This window comes from Streptomyces sp. NPDC054847 (genome assembly GCF_053610925.1).
Map to the genome: position 1 here is coordinate 1 of NZ_JBSGZJ010000656.1, position 2,766 is coordinate 2,766.

1 protein-coding gene is annotated in these 2,766 nt (G+C 70.0%); it reads left to right on the forward strand.

The genetic code is table 11. From position 1 onward, the window contains the following. Window positions 1-214 precede the first annotated feature (214 nt). A partial coding sequence (locus ACWGH4_RS33810) for a GH32 C-terminal domain-containing protein (protein ID WP_453467587.1) occupies window positions 215-2,766 on the forward strand: 2,552 nt, incomplete at its 3' end.

Below are 2,766 nucleotides of genomic sequence, written 5' to 3' on the forward strand. Positions count from 1 at the left end.
ATCCTTTCCCGTTCCGGCGGATCCGCCGGAACCATTGACGGACCGCCCCGAGCGCGCTCATCATCACTCGCCAGCGGGTGTCATCGCTGACATATGTCAGCGATGACACCGATGTGCCGGGCCGCCTCGCCGCCCGGCACCGCGATCCCCTTCGGCGTCGCGTCCCCGCAGCGGACGCGGGCAGGACGCCGCCGACCACAGTGCAGGAGAGACCATGAGCCCAGGCCCCGCGTACCGACGTGCCCGGCTGCGCCTCGCCGCCGCGGCAGCCGCGACATGCGCGCTCGCCGTCACCGCCGTAGTCCCCCCGGCGGCGGCGTCCGGCACGGCGCCCCACACCGAGACCTACCGGCCCCAGTTCCACTTCTCACCGGAGAAGAACTGGATGAACGACCCCAACGGGCTGGTGTATTTCAAGGGCGAGTACCACCTCTTCTACCAGTACAACCCGAGCGGCAACACCTGGGGCAACATGTCCTGGGGCCATGCGGTCAGCACGGACCTCGTGCACTGGAAGGAGCTGCCGCTCGCCATCCCGCACGACGACGAGGAGATGGTCTTCTCCGGCAGCGCGGTCGTCGACCACGAGAACACCAGCGGTTTCGGGACCAGGGACGACCCCGCGATGGTGGCCGTCTACACCAGCGCCTACAAGAAGGACGGCAAGCAGGCACAGTCGCTGGCGTACAGCACCGACCGGGGCCGCACCTGGACCAAATACGAGGGCAACCCGGTCCTCGACATCGGCTCGAAGGAGTTCCGCGACCCGAAGGTGCAGTGGTACGCGCCGACGAAGAGCTGGCTGATGACGGTGTCCCTGTCCACCGAGCACAAGGTCCGCTTCTACTCCTCGAAGGACCTCAAGAGCTGGACGCACCTGAGCGACTTCGGCCCGGCCGGCGCCGTCGGGGGCGTATGGGAGTGCCCCGACCTGTTCCCGCTGCCCGTCGACGGCGACAGCGGACGCACCAAGTGGGTCCTGGTCGTGAACATCAACCCCGGTGGCATCGCGGGCGGTTCGGCCGCCCAGTACTTCGTCGGCGACTTCGACGGCACCCGCTTCACCCCGGACGACGACGGCTCGTACACGCCTCCCCCCGGGCACGTCGTCCAGGACTTCGAGTCAGCCGACTACGGAAACTGGACCACGACCGGCACGGCCTTCGGCGGAGGACCGGTCCCCGCGCCGGCGCCCGGCTCCTCGGGCACGAGCGGCGTCGAGGGGCGGGGGTTCGTCGACAGCTTCCACGGCGACGACGCCGAGACCGGCACGCTCACTTCGCAGCCGTTCACCGTGGACAGCGCGTACCTCAACTTCAAGGTGGCCGGCGGCCGTCATCCGCACGTCCCAGGCTCGGTCCTGGGCGACGCGCCGGCGCCCGAGGGCACGGTCCTCGCCGACTTCGAGCAGGACGGCTACGGATCGTGGACCGCCACCGGCACCGCCTTCGGCGACGGCCCCGCCGCGGGAACACTCCCCGGCCAGCAGCAGGTGTCCGGGCACACCGGCGACCGGCTGGTGAACAGCTTCCTGGGCGGCGACTCGACCACGGGCACGCTCACCTCACCCGAGTTCACCGTCACGGCGAAGTACCTCAACCTCCTCATCGGCGGCGGCAGGCACCCGTCCGGAGCCGAAGCGCCCACCGCCGTACGCCTCGTCGTCGACGGCCGGACCGTACGCAGCGCCACCGGCGCCGACTCGGAGGCGCTCAACTGGGCCTCCTGGGACGTCGGCGACCTCGCCGGCCGCAAGGCGCACATCGAGGTCGTCGACGAGAACACCGGCGGCTGGGGGCACATCCTGCTCGACCAGGTCATGCTCTCCGACAGCCCGGCACGGCCGCGTTCGACCGAGACGGCGGTCAATCTCCTCGTCGACGGCAAGGTCGTCCAGAGCGTCTCCGGCGCGGACAGCGGAAGCCTGGACTGGGCGTCGTTCGACCTCCGCGCCCACCAGGGCGAGCAGGCCACCGTCCAGCTGGTCGACATGAACAAGGGCGGCTGGGGCCACATCATGGCCGACCACTTCGTCGCCGCGGACAAGCCCGCGACCTCCAGCGTCCAGCGGGCCCACTGGGTCGACCACGGCAAGGACTACTACGCCGCCGTCTCCTGGGAGGACGCGCCGGACGGGAAGCGCCGCATGATCGGCTGGATGAACAACTGGCAGTACGGCAACAGCATCCCCACCTCCCCCTGGCGCAGCGCGCAGAGCATCCCTCGAGAGATGGCGCTGCGCACCGTGGACGGCCGGATCCGGCTGACGCAGCAGCCGGTGACGTCCGTCCGGTCACTCCGGACCGGGCAGGCTGTCGGTGTCCGCGGGCTCACTGTGACCGACGGCTCCACGCCGCTGGCCGGTGGGCGGGCGGACGGAAAGTCCCTCGACCTCGAGGCCACCTTCTCCATCGGCGACGCGGAGCGCTTCGGGCTCAAGGTCCGTACCGGTGAAGGGCAGGAGACCGTCATCGGGTACGACACGAAGACCCATGAGCTGTACGTCGACCGCACGAAGTCGGGCGCGGTGGACTTCCATCACGACTTCCCCGGCGTCCAGCGCGCGCCACTGGCGGCCGAGGACGGCAAGGTCAGGCTCCGGATCCTGGTCGACTGGTCGTCGGTGGAGGTGTTCGGCGGCGACGGTCAGGCCGTGATCACCGACCAGATCTTCCCCGACCCGGACAGCGACGGCATCCAGGTCTTCGCGGAAGGCGGCTCCGTCGGCGTGGACCGGATCAAGGCCTGGCAGCTGCGGTCCTACCG